Source organism: Halomonas sp. 3F2F, from assembly GCF_014897805.1.
In the GTDB taxonomy this organism is placed as follows: domain Bacteria; phylum Pseudomonadota; class Gammaproteobacteria; order Pseudomonadales; family Halomonadaceae; genus Vreelandella.
In genome coordinates this window covers 29,033-52,291 of sequence record NZ_JABUZE010000142.1, presented here as the reverse complement: position 1 = coordinate 52,291, position 23,259 = coordinate 29,033, and the positions used below count along the sequence as shown (strand labels likewise).

Sequence of the window (23,259 nt, the reverse complement as noted above, 5' to 3'; positions counted from 1 at the left end):
ATTCGTTTGATTTTATGAGCCGTCTGGCAGCTTGGCTGTCGGACGGCTTTTGTCGTTTGTCTCAAGGTATATTTATGTGCCACCTCTCTCGCTTTTTTGCCTTCAGGCGACTCGCTCAATGCTGCCTTTTCTTAGCACTGTTGGCGGCCTCTTTGTTTGTGGTCTCTTTACAGGCGGCTGAATCTCCCGCCATTCAATCGTCGCCGATGAGCGGTGGCGATGGGGCAGTGGAGCAATTTGATCACAACGCTTATTCATTACCGCTACGTAACATGTCGATGACCAAGCGGCTTGATTTCAGCGTCGGCAATAGCTTTTTCCGCAACCCCTGGGTGGTAGCACCTGCCAGTACTGAGGCCCGTGATGGCCTGGGCCCGTTGTTTAATACCAATAGTTGTCAAGGTTGCCATCTCAAGGATGGGCGAGGCCACCCACCGATGGGAGATGAAACCCCCATCGCGTTGTTTCTGCGTCTTTCGCTGCCTTCCAATCAGTCGGAGCCGGAAATTTTGGAGCAACGGGGCGCGCTCCCGGTACCCAACTACGGTTTGCAGCTACAAACCTCTGCGATTCCTGGCGTGCAGCCGGAGGGCAAACTGATCATTGAGTACCGTCCGCGGGAAGTGGGCTTTGCCGACGGCCATAGCGTTACCTTGCAGGAGCCGCTTTACTCAATTGCCGAACCTGCCTACGGTGAGTTACCGAACACGTTGCTGACGTCGCCGCGGTTGGCGCCACCAATGATTGGCCTGGGCCTGCTGGAGGCGATTCCTGAAGCAGACCTGATGGCGGCTGCCGACCCCAACGATGCCGATGGCGATGGCATTTCCGGGCGCTATAACCAAGTCTGGGATGTGCGCAGTGGCACCACGGTGATGGGGCGTTTTGGTTGGAAAGCGGGTGAGCCCAGCATTGAGCAGCAGAGCATGCACGCCTTCGCCGGCGATATGGGGCTAACGTCTCGCTTAGTGCCGCAAACGGATTGTATGGAGAGTCAGGGGTGCGATGCCTTTCCTGATGGTGGAACGCCTGAAGTCAGCGATGAAATTGCAGACTTCATCACCTTCTATGCCTCTAGCCTGGCGGTGCCGATGCGCCGCAACATGGATGATCCTGAGGTGATACAGGGGGCCGAGACATTTAACGCACTGGGCTGCGCAAGCTGCCATACCCCCCGCCATCGTACCGCCTCGGATGCTCCCCGAGCGGCGTTGGCGAATCAAGAAATATGGCCTTATAGCGATCTACTGCTCCACGATATGGGCGAAGCCTTGGCCGATCATCGTAGTGAGTTTCAAGCGGATGGGCGCGAATGGCGCACCCCTCCGTTGTGGGGTATTGGCCTGACACAAACGGTGAATCCTCGGGCTGGCTTTCTCCACGATGGCCGTGCCCGTACGCTCGAAGAGGCGATTCTCTGGCATGGTGGCGAAGCAGAGGCGGCCACCCAAGCCTATCGACATCTACCCGCTGACCAGCGCGCGGAACTTATTCGCTTTCTTGAATCTTTATGAGCTTTACAACGCTTCTGTTACGGCTGTCGGCTATTGGTAAGGAGTTAATGTGATTTCTTCTCTTCGTCGTTTGGGGGTAGCCGTTGCGTTTTTAGCGGCTCCCTTTTCTGCACTGGGTTCCGCTGATACGGACACCAATACACCACGTGATATCTGGCATGGCGCGATAGCGCAGCAGTATGCCGAACTCAGTCATGCCTCTGAGCGCCTGGAGGCTAGTGCAACGCGCTTTTGCCAAGCGCCCGATGAATCGCTCAAGCAGCGGCTTGAAAGCGACTGGCTGGGGGCTTATCAAGCTTGGCAGGCGGTGCGCTTTGTCCAGTTTGGGCCCATTGAGCAGAATAGCCGTGGCTGGCAACTTCAGTTCTGGCCAGACCGCAAAAACCTTGTAGGTAGCAAGGTAGAAGGATGGTTGAGAGCGGACACCACGCCAACGGCCGAAGATATTGCTAGCGATAGCGTCGCGATTCAGGGATTTCCGGCTATTGAGTACTTGCTATATGACGATGCTATGAGTGACCGGCCACTTGGTGAACCGGCTATGTGCGGCTTGTTGCAGGCTATCTCTACTCATCTCGTAGACACGAGTAGCGCACTGGAGCGCGACTGGCAGGCCTTTGGTATGCACTATCGTGATACCCCGCGTTACACCGAAACCACACTGGCTAACGCCATTCAAGCAATCGAAACCCTAGAGCAGAAACGTCTTGGTGAGCCAATGGGGCTACAAGGGACGCCTGCTAATCGCTATTTAGCGGAAGCTTGGCGTAGCGGTAACTCCATTCGTTTGGTGGAAAGTACGCTTGAAGGGCTGCGCACAGGGTTTCTTCCAGGGCTCTCGACGTTGCTGCGCGAAGCCGATGCAGTGCCACTCGCCGAGACATTTCGTGATCAATTGGACAAGACGTTAGCCAAGGCGAGTGATCTGCCTTCGGGGCTGACAACGTCACTGGACGATCAAGCCTTTCGTGACCTGCAGTCGCTTTATCTCAATATTGGTCAGTTGAACTATCTGCTGGGAACCGAAATTGCGGCCGAGCTTGGCCTCGTGCGTGGCTTTAATTCTAGCGATGGAGATTGAGCGATGCAGCGACGGCAGGTGCTGAAAGCTGGGCTAGGAAGCGTCTTAATGGCATTAACACCACTGAGCTGGGCGGTGCCGGGGCGCGAAAATGCTGACTGGCTGTTTAGCGCGGTTGATGATCTTGATGGAAAGCACTACATCGCTGGAGTGGCACTGGATGGTAAAAGCCGCTTTATGATTGAAGTGCCCGAGCGCTGTCACGGGGGCTGTCTACGTCCTAGCTCCCACCAGGCAGTACTTTTTGCCCGCCGCCCCGGCACTCGAATGCATGTGATCGATGGGGCTAATCGGCGCTTAGCTCACACCATTTCAGCGGGAGAAGGTTACCATTTCTATGGACATGGGGTTTTCGACCTGAACGGGCGCTATCTGTATGTCACCGCCAATCGTTTGGCGGACAGCGCCGGGCTGGTGCGCGTTTACGATGCTGCCAACGACTACGCTCATGTGCGCGATATGTCGCTGGATGGTATCGGGCCCCATGAGCTTCGGCTGATGCCGGATGGTGATACTCTGGTGATTGGTTTGGGGGGAATCCAGACTCACCCTGACTACGGTCGGGTTAAGCTCAATCTGGACACTATGGCCCCGGCGCTGATGCTTATGAATCGCCACAGCGGCGAAGTAGTAGCCCGCCATGCTCCTTCGCACCACCAGCTTAGCTGCCGTCATCTAGACGTGGCAGCGGACGGCACGGTGATCGCCGGATACCAATTTGAAGGCCCTGAGTGGGAGTCCTATCCGCTGATTTGTCGTCTGGATGCTGCCGGAGGCTTCTCTGAGCTGGCGCTGCCCGATGAGGTCACCACCAGCCTTCGGCACTACACCGCTAGCGTCGCGTTTAGCCGTGTTTCAGCAACTGTTCTGGTGACCGCTCCTCGCGGCAATCGGGTGCTGCTGCTAGATGCTGAACAGGGCCGCTTGAACGCTAACCTGGAGCTACCCGACGCTGCCGGTGCCCGCTGTGATGGGAGCGGCGGCTTTCTGGTCTCCTCCGGCCAGGGCGGACTCTACCGTGTAACGCCTGACACGGCAGTGCCCGAGTTGCTCGCCAGCCAGGAATTCCGCTGGGATAATCATTTGACCTGACAGATATCTAACGTTGGCCTAAATAGCGAAAAGCATTTATCCCTAGAGTCGAAAATGCGAAAAAGCCAGCGGCCAAGGTAACAATCGTCGGCCCCGTGGGGGTATCAAAATAGTAAGCGGCCCTGAGTCCCAACGTGACCGCCAATGTCGCAATACACATAGCTACTAGTGCCATAATTTCAGGCGTTCTGGAGAAAGGCCTTGCCGTTGCAGCAGGAATAATCAGTAAGGCTGCAATTAGCAATGCACCGACCACCTTGAGTGCTACAGCCACGACCAGGGCAAGAGAAAGAGTTAAGACCAATTGCTCGCGGCGGGGCTGAATGCCATTGGCGTAGGCAAGTTCATCGCTCAGTGTGGCAGTCAGAAGTGCCGACCAACGCCAGAAGAGTAACGCCAATATCAGTAATGCGCCGCCACCGATGATCCACAGGTCATCCTGGCCAACGGCCAGGATATCGCCGAATAAATATGCCGTCAGGTCAATCCGGACGCCTGAAATAAATGAAACAGCGACCAGGCCGATCGCCAAGGCCGAGTGAGCCATAACGCCGAGTAGCGTATCCATGGCATAGCCGCGCCCGCTGAGTAGCGTTACGCAAGCGGCCATGGTGAGGGCAACGGTTAATACGCCTGCAAAAATAGAGAGGTTAAACATTAAAGCCAGTGCAACACCAAGGATGGCGGCGTGAGATGTCGCATCGCCGAAGTAAGCCATGCGTCGCCAAACCACAAAGCAGCCAAGCGGTGCCGCGGCAAGGGCAACGAATATGCCGGCCAGAGTCGCGCGCCACATGAAGTCATCCAACATAGGCTGCCTCCTCATGGTGATGACGATAAAAAGCCAGCATTTGTGCTGTCTGTTCACCGAATAACGCTTGATAGTCTGGGGAAGACGCAACACGCTCTGGTTTGCCCTCGCAACAGATGTGGCCGTTTAAGCACAGCACATGGTCGGCGGTGCGCATGACGACATGAAGGTCATGGCTGACCATCAATACGGCACAGCGGTAGTGCTGACGAACCTCTTCAATTTTTTTATAAAAATCTGCGATGCCACGATAGTCCAACCCTTGTGTTGCCTCGTCGAGAATTAAGATGTCTGGTTTTGTGATAAGCGCGCGGGCCAGCAGTACCCGTTGAAGTTGGCCGCCTGACAAGTGGCTCATGGCGGCATTTTCTAATGCCTCGACCCCCGCGTTTGCTAATGTTTGCTGCACATCGCGGCGGGCATGGCGGTGAGGAAGGTTAAGAAAGCGTGAGACCGTCATCGGTAGCGTTGGGTCTAAATGGAGTCGCTGGGGCACATAACCGATAGACAAATTCTCATCGATGGTGACGTTGCCTGATGTTGGCTTAATGGCCCCAACTAATGTTTTAACTAACGTTGATTTTCCTGAGCCATTTGGGCCAATCAGCGTGACAATCTCTTCACGGTGCAATGTCAGATTAATATCTCTCAAAATATGCTGGCCACTGATCAGAACGTTGATTTGCTTGGCGCGCAGGAGAGGGACATTACGAGGAATGAATTGAGACATCAGCTTGCAGCCTCTCGGTTAATTGCTATTCTGATTCAATTTGTTATGTTATATCATATTGCAAAAATAAGGGCTAATGCTTCTGCGGCTATAAGCGCTTTCTAGATAGGTCGTATGAGAGTGGGGGCATTATGGTTTTGATAATTTGGAGAACATCATGAAGTACAGACTTTCACGTTACACCCTGCCGCTATTAGCGAGCTTTCCCTTGTCAGCCCTAGCAGATGTTCCCCGAGTGGCGGTAGACATTCCGCCGATACACTCGCTGGTAGCCAAAGTTATGGGGGGTCTCGGATCGCCCGACCTTTTCATTCAGCCGGGTGCATCACCCCACGGCTACTCACTGAGGCCTTCGGAAGCCAAAGTGTTAAATGATGCTGATGTGGTCGTATGGGTAAGTAATGATCTAACGCCTTGGTTATCGGCTCCGATCGCCAATTTGGCAAACGACGCCGAGCATCTGGAACTAATCGACCACGACCACGACCACGACCACGACCACGACCACGACCACGACCACGACCACGACCACGACCACGACCACGACCACGACCACGACCACGACCACGACCACGACCACGACCACGACCACGACCACGACCACGACCACGACCACGACCACGACCACGACCACGACCACGACCATCATCACGATGGGCAAGATCCACATGGTTGGCTGGACCCTGGTAATGCACGGCGCTGGCTCGATTCCATTGCCCAGCAACTTAGCGAAATCGATCCTGATAATGCCGCCCACTATCGTGCTAATGCGGCACAAGGCCAGCAAGAACTTGAAGCGCTTGAGCAAGATTTAAAGGAACGCTTAGCCAATAGCGAGGAGACTCGCTTTATCGTATTTCACGATGCCTATCAGTACTTTGAAAAAGCGTTGGGTGTCACTGCGGCTGGTGCTATTTCTATCGGCGACGCATCTTCGCCCAGCCCGAGACGCATTGAAACTATCCAGCAGTTAGTTGATGCTGAAGGCGTTACGTGTGTATTCAGCGAACCGCAATTTAATCCGCAAATTGTTGATACTGTGTTTGGCGATACCGATGTCTATATTGGTGTGATGGATCCCCTGGGCGTTGGCTTAACACTAGGTGCAGGACTTTACGACGCACTACTTAACCAAATGGCTGATGAAATACAACACTGTACCGACACGATGTGAGTCAGTCTGGAAAGCCGGTATCAAGAAGGAGTGATTAAATAGGCGCGCTAATGTGGACAGTGATCTCGTCTGGCATTAGCGCGTCGGTATGTCTTCACTCATTGGGCTACAGCAATATTGTGCTCCCCATTGGGGTGTTTCATCACCTGCATGGGTAGGCCATAAATCGCTTCTAAGGTGCTGCAACTCATCAAATCATCCGGGCTGCCATGGGCCAGCAAGCGACCGCTATGCAGTGCCATCAGTTCATCACAGTAGCGTGATGCCATATTGATATCGTGCAATACAATAATGACGCCAAGGTTCAGCTCATCGCATAGCTTGCGAACCAGCGCTAGCACTTCAATTTGGTGAGCAATATCCAGTGCTGCTAGTGGCTCATCGAGCAGCAAGAAACGACTTCCCTGGGCGAGTAGCATAGCCAACCATACTCGCTGACGCTCGCCGCCGGAGAGTGTATCGACTAAGCGGTCGGCAAAGGCCTCTGTGTGGGTAAGGGCGATGGCGCGATCAATGGCGTCTTTGTCTTTCTGGTTATGGCGACCGAGCAGGCCGTGCCAAGGGTAGCGACCAAAAGCCACCAGCTCGCGCCCAGTCAGGCTTTCAGCGCTGGGTAAATGCTGGGGCAGATAAGCTACCTGACGAGCAAACTCGCGATTTCCCCAGTCACGCAGTGGGCGCTGGTCAAAGTGAATCTCGCCTTGGCTGGTGGGTTGCTGCTGGGCCATCAGCTTAATCAGCGTCGACTTTCCCGAGCCATTGTGGCCAATCAAGCCGTAAACCTTGCCCTCATGAAAGCTGTGGTCAATGGGATTTAGAATCTGCTTACCATTGATTTCAAAGGTAGCGCCTTTGACCTCGAACATGAATGACTCCTGGCGATAGGGTTAATAATAATGGCTCTATTCTAGTGCTAATGGTTCTCATTTTTAACAAAAAAATTAAAAGATTTCTGTTGTTGGGCTTAGATAAGCCCTGCGAGGGCTTGAGTATTGGCGGCTAACGCAGTGCTACGGGGCAAGCGTTGGGTTGTGAGTTAACGAGGGTAGGCTTGCAAGATAACCTTTACATGGTAATGAGAATCATGTGTAATTGATATGTTATCTTGTATCTTTTAGGTTGAAGGAGTTGAGTATGAAAAAGGGCATACATCCCGCTTATGGCTACGTAGTGTTCCGCGATACCAGCTGCGGTGCCACGTTTCGGATCCGTTCTACCTGTACCTCAACGCAGACAATTGTCTGGGATGATGGCAATACCTACCCATTGATTGACCTGGATGTCTCTAGCGCTTCTCACCCTTTCTATACCGGCGAGCAGCGCAGAGTTTCTGCTGAAGGTCGGGTGGCGCGTTTTCAGCAGCGCTTCGGTTTGGTTTCGCGCCGCTCTTCTGGCGCTAAGTAGAGGATATATAGAGTGCAAGTACTTAGCTCGCTCAAGTCCGCCAAAAACCGCCATCCTGATTGCCAAGTGGTCAAACGTCGCGGACGGCTGTATGTCATTTGTAAAACGAATCCGCGCTTCAAAGCGCGCCAGGGAGGAAAGCACAAAAAATAAGCAGGGAATCTCCTGGGGCCAGCGGCTTATTTTTTATCAACGCACAATACAGCGTTTGAACTCAGGGGGGCGTAATATCAGTCAGTTAAGGCTGACTAGCATTATCCCCTAGTTCCATATAGCAAAGTGGCCACAGCACCGTCATTCCTGAGCCACCGCACCGTCATTCCCGAGTGGGGTTATCGGGAATCCACCTTGACCTTGGCCTGCAGCAGCCCGAAGCCTCAGGTCAACATGGATTCCCGCTAAGGGCCTGCGGGAATGACAAAGTGGCAGGGCCTGCGGGAATGGCGAGGGCGGTTCGGAGGGCTGGGGTGGAGTCGCCGCACCGTCATTCCTGAGTCACCGAACCGTCATTCCCGAGTGGGGTAATCGGGAATCCACCTTGACCTTGGCCTGCAGCAGCCCGAAACCCCTGGTCAACATGGATTCCCGCTAAGGGCCTGCGGGAATGACGAAGTGGTAGGGCCTGCGGGAATGACGAAGTGGTAGGGCCTGTAGGAGTGACGAGGGCGGCACGGAGGGCTGGGGTGGAGTCATCGTCAGGCACTTATTAAACAAAAAAACCAGCCCATCAGATAATGCCGGTCGGCTTAACTGACTTGCATTAGGGGTGGAGCGGATATTCTGTTAGCAAGAGCTTAAACATGCTAGCAGTTGGCTATGCTGCTCGGGGTGCGCAGCAATTAGGCTGTTCCATTGAACAGGATTTGCCTCACCAGAGATATCCGTGACGGTGTATCCAGCTTCCCGAGCTATCACAATACCGGCAGCGATATCCCAGAAGTCGAGCGCGGCGCCTTGCGACCAAAAAGCATCAAACCGACCTAGGCTGAGATAGGCGATCTCGAGCGCCGCTGAGCCAGGGCTGCGGATACCCGCCACCTGGGGCATTAATGTCGCGAGTTGATTTAGCGCTGTCGTGCAGTCGCCTTTGGCATGGTAAGGCAGGCAAGTGCTCACCAGCATCTCGGTCAGCGGGCGAGGGGCTGGTGTTGTTAATGGGCGATCATTGAGAAAGGCGCCTGTGCCTTGGCCTGCCCAGAGCATCTCATCAAGGAGTGGTTGATAGACAACACCGATGATCAGCGCATCACCTTTGGTGACCGCAATAGACACCGAAAAGTGAGGCACGCCATGCAGAAAATTGCTGGTGCCATCAAGGGGGTCAATAATCACGGTATAGTCGCTATCGGTGGGCGTCAGGCCACTTTCTTCGCCAAGGAAAGCGATATCGGGAAAAGCGCTGCTGATGCAGTCGATAATGATACTCTCGGCTGCCGTATCGTAGTAGCTAACGAAGTCAGATGTTCCCTTTTTCTCAAATGCAATCCGTCCCTTTTGCGAATACCCCTCGCGCAACAGCGCACCTGCTTCATAGGCTGCTTGCTTAACTGTTTCCAGCAAGCTGTTTTCGCTCTCAAGCATGTCGTTTCTCCTGGGAGGGCTGTTATCAAATCGTTTGATAAAGGTAACTAACCATTCATGACATGGCGATGACAGTAGACTTTTTTGGTTTGGTAGATCAGTTGTTTAGTACAAGCATATCGTTATGAAAAGAGGATTAGGCCTCGCTGATTGACTTTACTGCTTGTTAACGCAAATAATAATTATTGTTATTTATTTTGTGGTGTTAGTTAAGGCAGGAGGCCAATCAGTGGATACCCAGACCTGGAGCGCTGAGTTAGAAGATATCTTCGTTAATCAGCGGCCCCGGCTCTGCTGTGTCGCCGCAAGAGTCTTGGGCAATGCTGATCAGGCCGATGATGTTGTGCAGGATGCTTATCTAAAAATTTCAGAAGCAACCACGCTTTTTGAGGTGAGGCAGCCCATATCCTACGTGTCACGTGTGGTGCGCAACCTCGCTATTGACCGTTGCCGCCGTTCGGCATTTGAGTCAACGCTGTTTGCCAAAGAAGAGGAGGGGGAGGCTGCCTCTTACGCGTCACACTCTCCAGAGGTGATCGCGATTGATCGTCAGGCCTTGGCTCAGGTGGTGGATGCGTTGGACGAGCTGCCCGAGCGTACGCGGCGCGCTTTTGAGCTCTACCGGTCGGGGAGCCATACGCAGCGGGAAGTGGCCCACTTGTTAGGTATTTCCACCACGTTAGTTAACTTTATGATTCGCGATGCATTGACTCATTGCCGCCAGTCGCTACAAAGTCAGACGTTGCCAGATTAGTAAGCCTACGTTCCGTCCCCTCTTTGTGGTCGCTTTGTTACACTGTCAACGAACAACAGTAGCGAGGTTTGACAGTAACGATGGATAACGACAGCGGCGATGATGCCGTTTGGCAAGTGGCGCTAGATTGGCTGATGCGCGAGCATGAAGAGTCGTTGAGTGATGCTGATCGCGAGGCGCTCCATGCGTGGCTAGCGGCTTCTTCTCAGCATCGCAGGGTATTTCATGAAGCCGAACAGCTATGGCTGCTAACGGGAATGATCCCCCGCAGTGATGAGCGCAACTGACAAATCACCGCTTTTTGCCCATTCTTTTTTTGTTCCCCCTGGTTTTCTTCCTTGATGGTTTAACGGCTTTCATGTTTTTAAGCACTAGAGCCGTTTGCCCTCACGCTTATTTTTCCTACTTTCTTTCTCCCCCGCATTAAATTTCTATATACCTCACTCGTCATTATGTAATGAGAAGCAATTGCGTTTTGTTTCTCATTTCTTCGTCAACGATGAGGTTAGTTCCATGACAAGCTGTTTTGATCGTGAAGATGCTGTTTTCCGCGTGTTAGTTAACCACGAAGAGCAGTACTCCCTCTGGCCTGAGTGGAAAGCAATTCCTGCTGGCTGGACGGATACCGGTGTGCTTGGCGATAAGCCAACCTGCCTAGAGTACGTCGAAAAAACCTGGACCGATATGCGGCCACTCTCTCTGCGTCAGTGGATGGACGAGCAGCAGGCTGCTGAAGCGGAGCCTGCGAATGCAGGCTAAGCGGCTAAAGCTGCTCTGCCTGCCCTGCGCTGGGGCCAGTGCCACCATGTATCTGCGCTGGAAGCGCCAGTTGCCAGCGTGGATTGAGGTGTGCCCCGTTGAGTTGCCGGGGCGGGGTGAGCGCTTGGGTGAGCCGCTCGTCGACAACTTCGAAACTCAGGTCGTAAAGCTGTGCGAAGAGCAGGCAACGCGGATGCGCGGTGACTTTGCCCTGTTTGGTCACAGCATGGGGGCGCTGCTGGCTTATGGCATCGCTGCTCGCTTGCGCGATGTGGGGCGCCCTCAGCCACGGATGCTATTCGCTTCAGGTAGTGCAGCGCCCTCAATGCGTGATTCAGAGCGCTTGGCGGGCCTTGATAACGATAAGGCCCTGATTGCGGATCTTCGCCAACAGGGCGGCACGCCAGAGGAAGTATTCGAAAGCCCAGAGCTGATGCGTCTCACGCTTGATGTTTTGGCGGCGGACTATCGCCTCTGTCGTAGTTTCCGTTATCGCAGTAGTGCGCCATTCGACTATCCCGTCAAAGTGTTAGCGGGCCTTGCTGATGATATTGAGAAAGTGCGCTTGGAAGCATGGCAGCGCGTAGCGGGCGGGGCGTTTTCTTTGAACTGGTTCGAGGGAGGGCACTTCTTTATTCGCCAGCAGGAAAGGCAAGTAGTGGCAGCCATCGAACAGGCACTGACCCTGCGCCTAGAGGAGGTGCTTTATGCAGCGCCTGCGGTTAGCTGAAACGCTACCCGTGGGGCTCACGGTCTGGCAGTTGCCTCTTGATCTGGAGGCCCCTATTGCAGATGAGGACTATCGGTTGCTGAGTCAAACAGAGCGGCAGCGTGCGTGTCGGTTTCGTCATCACGCCGATGTAGTGCGTGCCGTGACGACTCGTGCTGCTCTGCGGCGGCTGCTATCAGCGCAAACCGGTATCGCGCCAGAGAAACTGGTGTTCAGCGAAAATGCCTATGGTAAGCCTCTCCTGAAAAGCGCTCATGGGCTGGCGTTCAATGTCTCCCATGCAGGGGGGTATGCCCTTATTGCGCTGGCAGCTTGTGGGCAGGTGGGGGTCGATATTGAACGCTGCCGACCCGAGGCCGAGCTTGCATCACTGAGTGGCCTAGTTCTATCGCCGAGTGAGCGACGCTATCACGATAGCGGCCGGTCTGCCTTGCCCTTTATTGAGCGCTGGGTGGTTAAAGAGGCAGTGCTCAAGGCACTTGGGCTGGGAATAGCTGACCATCTACAGGCGCTCTCGGTCAGTCCAGCCTCTGCGCCGCCAACCATTTACCGTCTTGAATACTCGCTTCCTACTTCATCACCTTTGCAAGCATGGCCGCTGCCAGCGCCGTGTGGCTATGCGGCAGCCCTGGGTTATGTCCAGAGCTAATGCTACTCAACGACTTTTTAGGAGATCAATAATGGACAGCCAAAGCACAGCACCAACGCAACCAATCAACGCCATATCCAAACGCCAGGGGCCAGCTGATTCAGAGCTGCCTATTATGATTTCTCCCGCCTACCCAGGGCAGTCGCTGCTGGAAGCTTTTAGCGAGCTGCGTGCTGATATCGAGACGCTGGTGACTAGAGTAGGCGGGGTGTTACTGAGAGGCTTCGACGTGCCGACAGTTGATGATTTTCAGCAGTTTGCTGCCGCTTTCGGTCATCCACTGTTGAGTTATGAGTTCGCTTCTACGCCACGCTCAGCGGTGTCATCGGGCATTTATACCTCCACCGAATATCCCGCTCATCAACATATTCCCCTCCACAATGAGCAGGCCTACACCCGCGAGTGGCCGATGAAAATCTGGTTCCACTGTGTCACCGCTTCACCTGAAGGAGGGGAGACGCCTATTGCCGATAGTCGCGCCATTTACCGCCGTATGCCGGTAGAGATTCGTGAGCGCTTTGCCCCCGGCATTCTTTACGTACGCAACTACGGCGATTTCGATATGCCTTGGCAACAGGTGTTTAACACCGAAGACCGTGCCGAAGTGGAGGCATTCTGCCAGCGCGCGGGGATCCGCTGTGAATGGAAACCTGATGGCGACCTGCGTACTACCCAGCTATGCCAAAGCATAGAGACTCACCCTGTCACCGGTGAGCAGGTGTGGTTTAACCAGGGCCACCTTTTCCATGTCTCCAACCTGCAGCCAGAAGTGCGTGAATCGCTAGAAGAGCTGCTTGACCCCGAAGACATGCCGCGCAACGTCTTCTTTGCCGATGGCAGCCCCATTGACGATGCCATTTTTGATGAGGTCCGCGGCGTGCTGGCCGACGAAACGGTGATGTTCCCCTGGCAGGCGGGCGATGTGTTGATGCTCGACAACATGCTGGTCGCCCATGCGCGCACGCCGTTTAAAGGGCCGCGCAAAGTTGTTGTCGCCATGGCGGAAGGCCACGGCAACCTCTCCAAAGACTGAATACAGCGGCTCAACCCACGCCACGGCCAGGAGTTCCAGCAGGTACGCATATGAATATAAGGCACGCCCAGACAATGAACAGCCACCCGTCCCATAACGATGCTTTTAGAAGCGATGCTGTTAGAAACGATGTTTTTAGAAGCTATGTCGAGCATTTAAGTCGCTTAGCCCGTGAAAGGCCCAGCGACAGGGCGCTGATTGTGGTGAACGCTCAAGGTGATACCGCCCTTGATTACGCCACCTTGGAGCGGCGTTCGCGTGCTCTGGCCAGTGAGCTACAGCAGCGATTCGCGGCTGGTGACCGTGCTTTGATCCTGCTGGATAACGATGAGCACTATGTAGTGGCATTTTTCGCTTGCCTATATGCCGGGGTCATTGCTGTGCCGGTCTTTCCACCGGAGTCGGCCAAACAGCAGCACTTGGCACGCTTACTGGCCATTGCCGCCGACTCCCAGGCCGTTTGCGTGCTTACCTCTACGACAATTATTGATGTGGTCGCATCGGCGAACGAAGGCTTTGGTAGTGCGGAATTGATCCCCGTGGATGGCGTCGATGAGAGCCGCGCTGAACACTGGGTCGAGCATTTCCCTAAGCGCGATGATATCGCCTTTTTGCAATACACCTCAGGTTCCACGGCCACGCCCAAGGGGGTGATGGTGAGTCATGGCAATCTGATGGCTAACGAGCGCGCTATCGAGACAGGCTTCTCGATTGGTGCTGACGATGTCTTCGTTAGTTGGCTGCCGCTGTATCACGATATGGGCCTGATCGGCGGCCTACTCCAGCCCATCTATCGTGGCATTCCTGCGGTATTGATGAGCCCGACCTTCTTTTTGCAGCGGCCGGTACGCTGGCTGGAAGCGATCTCCCGCTACGGAGGTAGCATCAGTGGTGGCCCCGATTTCGCCTACCGGCTGTGCCTTGAGCGTATTCGCGACGAACAGATTGAGACACTCGATTTATCCAGCTGGCGGGTAGCGTTCTCAGGCGCTGAACCAGTGCGCTACGATACCCTTACAGCCTTTATTGAGCGCTTCCTGCCAGCGGGGTTCGCCGCTGACACCGCCGCTCCCTGCTATGGCTTAGCTGAAGCCACACTGCTGGTTAGCTGTAATCCTCGTGGTACGGGGGTACTTGGCACTGCTTTTTCGCAACAATTGCTGGCTCAGGGGCAGGCGTCCTCAACAGCCGAAGGCAATACCCTGGTGGGTTGTGGCACGCCGCAACCCGATCACACTATCGATATTGTCGATCCCGAAGGGCTTCACTCGCTGCCCGAAGGCGACGTTGGCGAGATCTGGGTCAATGGGCCCAGCGTGGCGCATGGGTATTGGCATAACCCTGAAGCAACCGCCAAAACCTTTGTTACCCGTGATGGCGTTAGCTGGCAACGTACCGGTGCCCACGATAGCGATGCTCACGATGCCAATGCACTGGGCCACGACGCCCAAGACGATCGCTGGCTACGCACCGGCGATTTAGGCTTTTTACACCAAGGGCAGCTGTATATCGCCGGGCGTATTAAAGACCTCATCATTCTGCGCGGCCATAACGTCTATCCCCAGGATATCGAGTGCGCTATCGAAGCCGAGGTAGAAGCGGTCCGTAAGGGGCGCATTGCAGCCTTTGCAGTGACCACCCCCGAAGGTGCTGAAGGGATCGGCGTTGCGGCAGAAGTCTCTCGCGGCATACAGAAGCTAGTGCCCGCCGAGAAGTTGGTCGAAGCACTAAGCGAGACGGTGGGGTCCGCTTGCCACGAGCCGCTTTCGGTAGTGCTACTGCTTAACCCAGGCGGTCTTCCCAAAACCTCCAGCGGCAAGCTACAGCGCAGCGCCTGCCGCCAAGGCTGGGAGGCGGGTAGCCTGGATGCCTACGCCGTTCACGCCTTTGGGCATTTTGTCAGCGGTGGCGACGGTGGGGACGCTAGTGGTGGAGAATCATCACAATCTACTGCGGAAGCTGGGAGCGAAACAGAGCAGACGTTAGCGACGCTCTGGCGCCAAGTGCTGGGGGATAATGACACCCAGGCGCAGAGTAAGCCGCTAGGAAGAGACGCTCACTTCTTTGCCAGCGGTGGTAATTCGCTTGCAGCCGTGAGGCTAGCCGCCGCCATCAGTGATCACTGGGGCGTCGAGTTATCTCTGCACGTGCTGTTTGAACAGCCGCGCTTATCTGCCATGGCTAAAGCTATCGAAGCACGCCTAGCGGCCTCATCGGATCAACGAGGGGTGGCCATCCCTCGTCTTGAAGATGATCAACGTCAAGGCGATATACCGTTGTCAGAAGGGCAGCGCAGCCTATGGTTGACGTGGCAACTCGATCCCCAGAGCGCTGGTTACAATATGGCAGGGGCGCTTCATCTCAAGGGGGCGTTGGATCCATCATCGCTCAATGCAGCGCTGGAGGCCCTCGTACAACGCCATGATATTTTACGTACTTACTACCCCTTGAGTGAGACAGGAGGTCCGGTTCAGCGGCTAGCGCGGGATTGGCATCCTGAGTTGATCTGTAACGATATACCCGGTGATGCTGCGGTTGAACAGGAGCAGGTACTGCATGACGCACTCACTCAGCTGGCGCGGCAGCCTTTTGATCTTGAACAGGCGCCTCCTTTAACCGTCGCCCTCTACCGCTTGTCCGCGGAGCACCATGTGTTAGCTATCGTTCAGCACCACATTGCTGGCGATGGATGGTCAGTACAGGTGCTCATCGATGATCTATGCGCACTTTATGAGTGCGCCTGCACTCAGCAAGAAGCCAAGCTTGCACCACTGCCAGTACAGTTCGCAGATTATGCGGTTTGGCAGCAGCGTCAGAAGCATAGTAGTGAGCGGCAAAGCCAACTTGCTCACTGGTGTGAACGCCTCTCCGGGGATCATCCCCCGCTAGCGTTGCCTTTGGATCGCCCACGCCAAGCGCTGTCCGCACCCAGAGAAGGCCAGCTGCGTTTTACACTTACCGGTGAGTTGAGCGAGCAGCTACGTAGCCTAGCTCGTGAACGAAGCGTTTCGCTCTATGCTGTGATTTTGGCACTACTAAAGCTGACTTTGCATCGCTTTAGCGGTGAGACAGATATCAAGCTAGGGGCTCCCATTGCCAATCGGCATAAAGCCGAGCTACAAGGCTTGATTGGTTACCTCATCAATGTCGTTGTGTTGCGCACTCAGATTGATCCCACTGAAAATTTCGAGCGTTTGTTAGACGAGGTGAGCGCTACCCTGCTCGATGCTCAGCTGCATCAGGATGTCCCCTTCGATCAAGTGGTGGAGGCGCTACAGCTAGAACGGCAACCGGGGGTACATCCGCTATTTCAGGTGAAGTGTACTCAGCAGGAAATGTGGCAGGCGGAGCGTCACGTGGCTGGCCTGGCCATTCAAGCCGAGCAGGTATTCACGGGTATTGCTCACTTCGATCTGAGTCTCGACTTTTGCGATGAGCCGGAGGGAATAGCAGGTCTATTCGCTTACTCCGCAGAGCTATTCGATGCCACCACGATCGAGCGTTTCTGCCAGGCATTCCGATTCCTGGCCGAGCAGGTCGTCGCTGATCCACGGTCTCACACGGCGATGCTGTCGCTACCCGAGCCTATCTCCGTGCTGGAAGGAAACCAAAGCGAGATTCTCACCCAGGATATCCCCACCCTGCTGTCGAAAGCGGTGGCAACTGATGCTGATGAGTTAGCCGTAGACGATGGGCAATACCGATATACCTATGCCAGCTTGGATGCCCAAGCCCAGCGTCTGGCACAGGCACTAATCGCAGAAGGCATTGGCCCCGAGGTGCGTGTAGCTATTCACGCCGAGCGTTCGTGTGAATACGTACTTGGCATTCTCGCTGTACTCAAAGCGGGCGGAGCCTTCGTGCCGCTGGATCCGCAACTGCCGAAGGAGCGCTTGGCCTATCAATTGGCTGATAGTGGCGCTCGCTTAATGCTGAGCAGCACAGCTTGCGATTGGAACGCTGACGTTCCAGTAATGGCGCTGGCGTTTGCCGATGAAATTCCGGCTGCAGTTAAGCACGAACCACCCATCATCCATCCCCAGCAGACAGCCTATGTGATCTATACCTCTGGCTCCACGGGTAAGCCCAAGGGAGTGGCGATAAGTCACGGTGCTTTGGCCAATTACGTACAGGGCGTTCTGGAGGTGCTGGCGCTACCAGAAGATGCTCGCAACCTGTCAATGGTGTCGACGGTGGCGGCGGATCTGGGGCATACGGTGCTGTTTGGCGCCTTGTGCACCGGCCGTACCTTGCATCTCATTTCACCGGAATGTGCCTTCGACCCAGATGCCTTTGCCGCTTATATGCGGGAACAACAGGTGGACGTGCTTAAGATCGTGCCCAGCCACCTGCGGGCACTTCTAAGTGCGGCAACTCCGGCAGATGTACTTCCGCACGAGCGTTTGGTTCTGGGCGGCGAAGCGACTGACTGGGCGCTACTGGCGCGTATCGCCGAACTCAAGCCAACCTGCCGGGTGCTTAATCACTACGGCCCTACGGAAACCACGGTAGGTATTCTCACCCAGCAAGCCGAAATGGCCGATCGAGCTGCCAGCACGCTGCCGATCGGCACACCGCTGGCCAATGCTCGGGCCTATGTGCTCGATCCCTGGCTTAATCCGGTGCCGAAGGGTGTTGCCGGTGAGCTCTACTTGGGTGGCCCAGGACTGGCTCAAGGCTATCTACAGCGGCTGGGGCAAACGGCGGAACGTTTCGTTGCCAGTCCCTTCCATGCGGGGGAGCGGCTCTATCGCAGCGGTGATCGTGTGCGCCAACTGGCCGACGGTAGCCTGGAATTCCTGGGGCGTGTGGATGATCAGGTCAAGATTCGCGGTTATCGGGTGGAGCCGAGCGAGATCGCTGCCCTGTTGCGCGACCAGCCAGGAGTCTCTGAGGCCGAAGTGGTCACACGGGATGACGAGGAAGGTCGCGCGCAACTGTACGCCTACGTGGTTATGGACGCCGGGAGCGACGTCGATGACGCCGCGTTACTCGCACAGCTTGGCGAACACGTGCCGGACTATATGGTGCCCAGCGCTCTGGTACGGCTGGATGCCTTGCCGCTAACCGCCAATGGCAAGCTGGATCGCAAGGCGTTACCCGAGCCAGTGCAAGCCGGCAGTGGTAAAGCCTTTGAAGCTCCCCAAGGAGAAGCCGAGGAGGCGTTGGCAGCGGTCTGGGCTGACGTGATCGGCTGCGAGCCGGTGGGGCGTAACGACAACTTCTTCGAGTTGGGTGGTGACTCCATCCTCAGCTTGCAGATCGTCGCGCGCTCGCGCAAGCGTGGCTACAAGGTAACACCCAAGCAATTGATGGAAGGGCAGACTATTGCCGCCGTAGCGGCGATGGCCGCGCCCATAGCGGTCGCCGCACCTAAACAAGTGGCTATACAAGATAAGGTCGCCCCCTTCGCACTGCTGCCGGTACAGCGCTGGTTCTTTGAGCAGAACTTTGCCGAGTCACACCACTGGAATCAGTCGTTGATGCTGGAAGCGGTCGGTGGTATCGATGCCGCACTGCTACGGCGTGCCATTGAGGCAGCGGTAGATCACCATGGTGCCTTGCGGCTGCGCTTTGAGCGCGTTGGCGATAGCTGGCAACAAGCCTATGGCAAGCTAGCTGGTGATCTCTTCGAGCACCTCGACCTGAGCGACCATGCAGATCCGGCGCAGGCCATCACCCAGGCCGCCGACGCAGCGCAGCGCAGCCTAAGCCTGGAGCGGCCGTTCCGTGCCATCTGGATGGAACTGGGAGGCGAGTATGGTGGGCGATTACTGCTAGTAGCTCACCACCTAGTAGTAGACGGCGTCTCGTGGCGCGTGATACTCGACGACCTGCAAGCGGCCTACACGCAGTTAAGTGCAGCAAAGGCGATCGACCTGCCACCAGCCACCACCTCGCTAGATGAGTGGGAGCGCACCCTGGCTGACTATGCCACATCGGAGGCGTTGGCTGAGCAATGCTCCTATTGGGAGAGCCTTGTCAAAGAGCCAGAGCCTAGCCTTCCGGCACATAATCCCCATGGCAGCAACACCGTTGCCGATACCGTGTCGCTTGCCGGCAGCTTATCGATTGATGCGACCACGCAACTGCTGGGGCCGGTGCATAAAGCTTATCGTACCCAGGTGGATGACCTGCTGCTCACGGCACTTTCGAGCGCCCTGTGCCAATGGGCGGAGCGGGACAGCGTACTGATCGAACTGGAAGGCCATGGTCGTGAAGACCTATTCGAAGGTGTCGATCTCAGCCGTAGCGTGGGGTGGTTCACCTCGCTCTACCCGGTGCGCCTGACCCCAGGTAATGCGGAGCCCGGTACAAGCCTAAAAGCAATCAAGGAGCAGCTTCGCCAAGTGCCCGACAAGGGACTTGGCTACGGCGTACTGCGCTATTTGAAAGAGGATCCCGCGCTGGTCGGTGGTGCCTACCCCCAGGTCACCTTCAATTATCTAGGCCAGTTTGATCGCTTCCTGCAGAGCGATGGGGCCTGGCGGCTAGGCAAAGAGAGCGCCGGGCAACCACGCGCGCCGCAAAGTGAACGCCGTACCTGGATTGAGGTGGTGGCCTGGGTTCAAGATGGCCAACTGCGCTTTGACTGGAACTACAGTCGCGAGATTCACAGCGAGGCAGCGATACATGCCTTGCAAGTAAGCTTCCAAGCGCAACTAAAGGCATTGATTGAGCACTGTGCTAGTGGCGTTCGTGGCGCAACACCTTCGGACTTCCCGCTGGCGGGGCTGAGTCAAGGGCAGCTTGACGGCTTGCCTGTTGCCACCGATCAACTGGCGGATCTCTACCCACTATCTTCGTTGCAGCAGGGCATGCTGTTCCACAGCCTTTACGATGGCCAAGATTCAGCCTATCTGAACCAGTTGCAGGTAGAAATTGACGACCTGGATGTCGAACACTTCCAGCGCGCCTGGCAAAACGTACTCATGCGCCATGAGATATTGCGCAGCGGCTTCCTGGAGCGAGCTGGAACGCCGCTGCAGTGGGTAGCACGCACCGTCGAGTTGCCGTGGTTCGAAGCGGATTGGCGAGAACGAGAGGATCTGTCAGGCGCGCTTGAGAGGCTGGCCGAGGAGCAACGGGCACCATTTGATCTGACGGCACCGCCGCTGATGCGCTTGGCGTTGGTGAAAATCGCAGGCTCCCGGCACTGCTTTATCTGGACGCGCCACCATCTACTGTTGGATGGCTGGAGTACTTCACAACTGATGGGCGAGGTATTGCGCTGTTACGCCGGGGCGGCGCTGCCACCTACAGAGGGGCGTTATCGGGATTACATCGCTTGGCTACAGTGCCGTGACGCTGATGCCAGTGAAGCCTACTGGCGTGACCAATTACAGCATCTCGATACGCCTACGCATCTCGTCAGTGCCATGCCTAGACCCCATGAAGCGCAAGCTGGGCATCAAGAGATAACCCTGTCACTGGATAGCACGACCACTCAACGATTGGAGGATTTCGCCAAAGCGACTCGCATAACGCTCAATACTTTAATGCAAGGCGCCTGGTCGCTGCTGCTGGCACGTTACACGGGGCAAGATAGCATCTGCTTTGGCGCGACCGTGGCCGGGCGACCTGCGGAGCTAGCGGCGGCAGAGCAACTGATTGGCCCTTTCATCAATACTTTGCCGGTCATTGTTTCACTGGATCCCTCGCTGCGCGTCGATGAGTGGTTGCGCCAGTTGCAGGAACAAAACTTGGTGAGTCGCGAACATGAGCATACGCCACTCTACGAAATCCAACGCTGGGCGGGGCAGGGTGGCCAGGCACTGTTCGATAGCTTGGTGGTATTCGAGAACTATCCCGTTGATGCCGCGTTACACCAGAATTTGCCAGGTGGGCTGACGTTCGGCGAAGTGGATAACCGCGAGCAAACCAATTATCCCGTCACGCTGGTCGTCTTTCATAAGGAAGCGTTGGAGCTTTGCTGTGGCTATTCACGATCACATTTAAACGATGCTGCTGCCGAGATGTTGATCCAGCATCTGGTTAGAGCGCTTGAACAACTGAGCGATTCGGCTACTCAACGAGTTGGGGAAATCGAGTGGTTAAGTGATGAGGAGCGTCAGCAAATTGAGGCGTGGAGCGTCAATGGTGAGCACTATACCAAGACCGACCCGATTCACCGTCTGATCGAACACCGTGTCGAGATGACCCCAGAGGCCACGGCAGTAGTATTCGAAAATCAGTCGCTCAGCTACGCCGAATTCAATACTCGCGCCAACCAATTGGCCCACTATCTGATTGGTCTAGGAGTAAAACCTGAGACGCGGGTGGGCATCGCTGTTGAGCGCTCCGTCGAGATGGTTGTGGGGCTGCTAGCTATCCTCAAGGCGGGTGGCGCCTATGTGCCGTTGGATCCGGATTATCCGAGCGAGCGGCTGGCCTATATGGTCGAGGACAGCGGCATCGAGTTGCTGCTTACCCAGCAACACCTTCGCGAGTCGTTACCAGTAGATGAAAGCCTGAATATCATTGAACTGGATCAGTTGGATGTTGCTCATCATGCGTCGACCAATCCAAACGTGGCGCTACACGGCGAAAATCTTGCTTATGTGATCTACACCTCGGGCTCCACGGGGCAACCTAAAGGGGCGCAACTATATCATGCGAACGTGACACGATTGCTTGACACCACCGCACCTTGGTTCAATTTCGACGAGCAGGATGCCTGGACAATGTTCCACTCCTACGCTTTCGATTTCTCAGTGTGGGAGGTGTTTGGGGCACTGTGCACGGGCGGAAAACTTGTCGTGGTGCCCTACTGGGTTAGCCGTTCGCCGGAGGATTTCCTTGAGCTGCTATGCCGGGAACAAGTGACAGTACTAAACCAGACGCCTTCTGCCTTCCGGCAGTTGATGGCCACCCCCGATCTCTATAGCACGAAAGACTTAGCACTGCGTGTAGTGATCTTCGGTGGCGAAGCCTTGGAGCCGGAAAGCCTACGCCCTTGGATTGAGCATTTCGGTGATGATCATCCCCGCCTGATCAACATGTACGGCATCACTGAGACCACGGTGCACGTCACCTATCGGCGTGTGACAGCTGAAGATCTGGCAGGTCAGCGTAGTCCTATAGGAATTACCCTCCCGGATCTTGGGGCACATGTATTAGATAGCCAGCTTAATCGTGTCCCCATCGGGATTCCTGGAGAGCTTTACGTATCAGGAGCAGGCTTGGCACGAGGCTATTTGAGTCGCTGTAGCCTGACAGCGATGCGTTTTGTTGCTGACCCGTTTGGCTCGGGAGAGCGGCTCTATCGCACTGGTGATCTAGTGCGCTGGCATGAAGACGGTCAGCTTGAGTACCTGGGGCGTATCGACCATCAGGTGAAAATACGCGGCTTCCGTATCGAGCTGGGGGAGATTGAAGCCCAACTGCTATCTCAGCCGGAGGTGTGTGAGGCGGTGGTGGTCGCCCAGGAAGATCTCAATGGTTCCTGGCTGGTGGCCTATGTGGTTCCCCAGACCGACATAGAACTCGACACCAGCTCACTACGTGAAGCGCTGAGCCAAAAACTACCGGATTATATGGTGCCAGGAGCTGTGGTCACCCTTGATGCGTTGCCGTTGAATGTCAATGGCAAAGTAGACCGCAAAGCGTTGCCCGAGCCGAATTTATCCAGTAGCTCACAGTACGAGGCTCCCCAGGGTAAATCGGAAGAAACGCTAGCGGCGATTTGGAGCGAGGTGCTGGGTGTTGAGCAAGTGGGGCGTCACGACAATTTCTTCGAGTTGGGGGGGCACTCCCTATTGGCTCTAAGGGTGCAAGCCAGCGTGGAAGAACATTTCTCTATACGACTCCCCCTGCGCATCTATTTCGAGCAAGCCACTTTGGTCTTGATGTGTGAGTCCATTCAGGAATGGAGTGAAGGCGTGAAAGAGGAAGAGGGCTCACAGCTCGAGAAGATGGCGGCCCTATTAGACGGTATGGAGAGCTGA

The 23,259-nt window shown here is 55.5% G+C and carries 17 protein-coding genes; 13 read left to right on the top strand and 4 right to left on the bottom strand.

What is annotated here, in order from left to right; translation table 11 throughout:
• Positions 1-74 precede the first annotated feature (74 nt).
• Genes INT21_RS15325 through INT21_RS15315 form a run of 3 tightly spaced genes read left to right on the top strand, consistent with a single transcriptional unit; the run spans position 75 to position 3,687 of the window.
• Positions 75-1,514 carry a di-heme oxidoreductase family protein gene (locus tag INT21_RS15325; protein ID WP_226916911.1) on the top strand — a complete coding sequence of 480 codons (1,440 nt, stop codon included), beginning with the start codon at positions 75-77 and terminating at the stop codon, positions 1,512-1,514.
• A gap of 49 nt (positions 1,515-1,563) precedes the next feature.
• Positions 1,564-2,595, top strand: coding sequence for an imelysin family protein (locus INT21_RS15320; protein ID WP_193060926.1), 1,032 nt, complete (start codon positions 1,564-1,566; stop codon positions 2,593-2,595).
• A gap of 3 nt (positions 2,596-2,598) precedes the next feature.
• Positions 2,599-3,687, top strand: coding sequence for a DUF1513 domain-containing protein (locus INT21_RS15315; RefSeq protein WP_193060927.1), 1,089 nt, complete (start codon positions 2,599-2,601; stop codon positions 3,685-3,687).
• A 7-nt stretch (positions 3,688-3,694) separates the two neighbouring features.
• Here INT21_RS15315 and INT21_RS15310 read toward each other — a convergent pair whose 3' ends face one another.
• Both INT21_RS15310 and INT21_RS15305 read right to left on the bottom strand, forming a co-directional pair.
• Complete coding sequence (locus INT21_RS15310) at positions 3,695-4,498, bottom strand: metal ABC transporter permease (protein ID WP_193085421.1); 804 nt, start codon at positions 4,496-4,498, stop codon at positions 3,695-3,697.
• Positions 4,488-5,228 (bottom strand): metal ABC transporter ATP-binding protein, encoded by a 741-nt coding sequence (locus tag INT21_RS15305; RefSeq protein ID WP_193085420.1) that lies wholly within the window; start codon positions 5,226-5,228, stop codon positions 4,488-4,490. The genes INT21_RS15310 and INT21_RS15305 overlap by 11 nt, the downstream gene beginning before the upstream one ends.
• A gap of 157 nt (positions 5,229-5,385) precedes the next feature.
• Between INT21_RS15305 and INT21_RS15300 the strand changes: the two genes are divergently transcribed.
• Positions 5,386-6,402, top strand: coding sequence for a zinc ABC transporter substrate-binding protein (locus INT21_RS15300; RefSeq protein WP_193085419.1), 1,017 nt, complete (start codon positions 5,386-5,388; stop codon positions 6,400-6,402).
• Positions 6,403-6,500: 98 nt separating this feature from the next.
• Here INT21_RS15300 and INT21_RS15295 read toward each other — a convergent pair whose 3' ends face one another.
• Complete coding sequence (locus tag INT21_RS15295) at positions 6,501-7,268, bottom strand: ABC transporter ATP-binding protein (protein WP_125745997.1); 768 nt, start codon at positions 7,266-7,268, stop codon at positions 6,501-6,503.
• A gap of 268 nt (positions 7,269-7,536) precedes the next feature.
• On the opposite strand from INT21_RS15295, the gene INT21_RS15290 reads away from it, so the two are divergent.
• Both INT21_RS15290 and ykgO read left to right on the top strand, forming a co-directional pair.
• Positions 7,537-7,806, top strand: a complete 270-nt coding sequence (locus INT21_RS15290) for a type B 50S ribosomal protein L31 (RefSeq protein WP_095602579.1) — start codon at positions 7,537-7,539, stop codon at positions 7,804-7,806.
• Between the two features lie 12 nt (positions 7,807-7,818).
• On the top strand, positions 7,819-7,959 hold the full coding sequence (gene ykgO, locus INT21_RS15285) for a type B 50S ribosomal protein L36 (RefSeq protein WP_082072625.1): 141 nt from the start codon (positions 7,819-7,821) through the stop codon (positions 7,957-7,959).
• Between the two features lie 630 nt (positions 7,960-8,589).
• Here ykgO and INT21_RS15280 read toward each other — a convergent pair.
• Positions 8,590-9,387 carry an inositol monophosphatase family protein gene (locus INT21_RS15280; protein ID WP_193068391.1) on the bottom strand — a complete coding sequence of 266 codons (798 nt, stop codon included), beginning with the start codon at positions 9,385-9,387 and terminating at the stop codon, positions 8,590-8,592.
• Positions 9,388-9,616: 229 nt separating this feature from the next.
• Here INT21_RS15280 and INT21_RS15275 point away from each other — a divergent pair, with 229 nt between their 5' ends.
• From INT21_RS15275 to INT21_RS15245, 7 genes are all read left to right on the top strand, one after another.
• Positions 9,617-10,141 (top strand): RNA polymerase factor sigma-70, encoded by a 525-nt coding sequence (locus INT21_RS15275; protein WP_193068390.1) that lies wholly within the window; start codon positions 9,617-9,619, stop codon positions 10,139-10,141.
• Between the two features lie 80 nt (positions 10,142-10,221).
• Positions 10,222-10,428, top strand: a complete 207-nt coding sequence (locus INT21_RS15270) for a DUF4880 domain-containing protein (RefSeq protein WP_193068389.1) — start codon at positions 10,222-10,224, stop codon at positions 10,426-10,428.
• Positions 10,429-10,654: 226 nt separating this feature from the next.
• The gene (locus tag INT21_RS15265) at positions 10,655-10,900 is read left to right on the top strand and encodes an MbtH family protein (protein ID WP_193068388.1); all 246 of its coding nucleotides are present in this window, start codon (positions 10,655-10,657) and stop codon (positions 10,898-10,900) included.
• Positions 10,890-11,630, top strand: coding sequence for a thioesterase II family protein (locus INT21_RS15260; RefSeq protein ID WP_193068387.1), 741 nt, complete (start codon positions 10,890-10,892; stop codon positions 11,628-11,630). The genes INT21_RS15265 and INT21_RS15260 overlap by 11 nt, the downstream gene beginning before the upstream one ends.
• A complete protein-coding gene (locus tag INT21_RS15255) occupies positions 11,608-12,279 on the top strand; it encodes a 4'-phosphopantetheinyl transferase family protein (RefSeq protein WP_193068386.1) in 672 nt (223 codons plus the stop codon). The genes INT21_RS15260 and INT21_RS15255 overlap by 23 nt, the downstream gene beginning before the upstream one ends.
• 31 nt (positions 12,280-12,310) lie before the next feature.
• Positions 12,311-13,312, top strand: coding sequence for a TauD/TfdA family dioxygenase (locus INT21_RS15250; RefSeq protein WP_193068385.1), 1,002 nt, complete (start codon positions 12,311-12,313; stop codon positions 13,310-13,312).
• Positions 13,313-13,386: 74 nt separating this feature from the next.
• Complete coding sequence (locus INT21_RS15245; RefSeq protein ID WP_193085418.1) at positions 13,387-23,259, top strand: non-ribosomal peptide synthetase; 9,873 nt, start codon at positions 13,387-13,389, stop codon at positions 23,257-23,259.